Origin of the sequence: Kineococcus indalonis (genome assembly GCF_009906395.1) — a bacterium.
GTDB lineage: Bacteria > Actinomycetota > Actinomycetes > Actinomycetales > Kineococcaceae > Kineococcus > Kineococcus indalonis.
This window is the reverse complement of record NZ_JAAALM010000733.1, coordinates 1-1475: the sequence shown is the minus strand read 5'-3', so window position 1 is coordinate 1475 and position 1475 is coordinate 1. Positions and strand designations below refer to the sequence as shown.

Genomic DNA, 1475 nt, shown 5'->3' with positions numbered 1-1475 from the left:
CCTCTCCAACCCGACGGGAGGACGAGCGCCGACGTGCGCCACTTCGCCGAGCTCGACCCCGCGCGCGCCGACGCGCTCTTCCTGCACCCGCCGCGGCCGGTCGACCTGGACGCCGCGCGCGACGAGCTCGCCGTCGCCCTCGGCGCCACGCTGTACTGCCCCGCGACCCGCCAGCGCCTGGCCGGCGACCTGCTGCGCCTGGCGCGCCGCGGCGTGCGCAGCGCGGTCGCCTGCCTGGAGGACTCCGTGCCCGACGACCTCGTCGGGCACGCCGAGGAGACCCTCGTGCGCGAGCTGGCCGACCTGGCCCGCCGGCCGGAGTGGGCCGGCGGGCCGCCGCTGATGCTGTTCCTGCGCGCGCGCACCCCCGAGCAGCTGCTCACCGTCGTCGAGCGCAGCGGCGTGGGCCTGGACTGCCTGCAGGGCTTCGTGCTGCCGAAGTTCGGCGGCCCGGGCCGCCCCGCGCCGCAGCGCTGGCTGCAGGCGGTGCGGCACGCCTCGGACGTGGCCGGCCGGCGGCTGTGGGCGATGCCGGTGCTGGAGAGCCGCGACATCGCGCACCTCGACACCCGCCGCGAGGCGCTGTTCGCCGTGCGCGACGTCCTCGACGCCCACCGCGACCTCGTGCTCGCCGTGCGCACCGGCGCCACCGACCTCTCGGCCGCCTACGGCCTGCGCCGCCCGCGCGGGTCCACGGTGTGGGACGTGCGGGTCGTCGCCGACGTCCTCGGCGACGTCATCAACGTCCTCGGCCGCGCCGACGGCAGCGGCTACCCCATCACCGCCCCCGTGTGGGAGCACTTCACCTCCGGCGAGCGCGTGTTCCGCACGAGCCTGTCGGCGAGCCCGTTCGCCGGCTCCGGCGCCGAGGAGCTGCGCGAGCAGCTCATCGCCGAGGACCTCGACGGCCTGGTGCGCGAGCTGGAGCTGGACCGCGTCAACGGCCTGCAGGGCAAGACCGTCATCCACCCCTCCCACGTCGCCGTCGTGCACGCGATGTCGGTGGTCACCCACGAGGACTTCTGCGACGCCTCCGACGTCCTGGCCCAGGCCGCCGGCGGCGTGATGGCCTCCAGCTACCGCAACAAGATGAACGAGGCCGGACCGCACCGGCCGTGGGCGGAGCGGGTGCTGGCGCGCGCCAGCGCGTTCGGCGTGGCCCGCGAGCACGTCACCTACGCGCACCTGCTGCAGGCGCAGGACGACGCCTGGCAGGCCTTCGCCGCGCCCCGGCCGGCGGGGACCGGCGCGTGAGGGCCGCGACCACCTGGCCGGGCGCGTGGGTGCGCGAGCACCTGGGCGTGGACGTCACCGGCCCGCCCGGCGCCGACGGGCTGGACGTGCGCGACCTGCTGGGCCTGGCGCTGCGGCGCAACCCGCGCCGCGCGCACCTGCTGGTCTCCACGGTGCTCGGCAAGCACGTGCCCACCGACCCGCGCCTGGTGCGCGCGGCGGCGGCCAGCGCCCCCAGGCGC

General features: G+C 77.4%; 2 protein-coding genes. Both read left to right on the top strand.

What is annotated here, in order from left to right:
* The coding region (locus tag GTR00_RS20675) for an HpcH/HpaI aldolase/citrate lyase family protein (protein WP_240900732.1) at positions 1-1254 on the top strand (1254 nt) is incomplete at its 5' end.
* Positions 1251-1475: phosphoribosyltransferase domain-containing protein (locus GTR00_RS26105; protein ID WP_205706312.1), on the top strand; the 225-nt coding region annotated here is incomplete at its 3' end. The genes GTR00_RS20675 and GTR00_RS26105, both read left to right, overlap by 4 nt.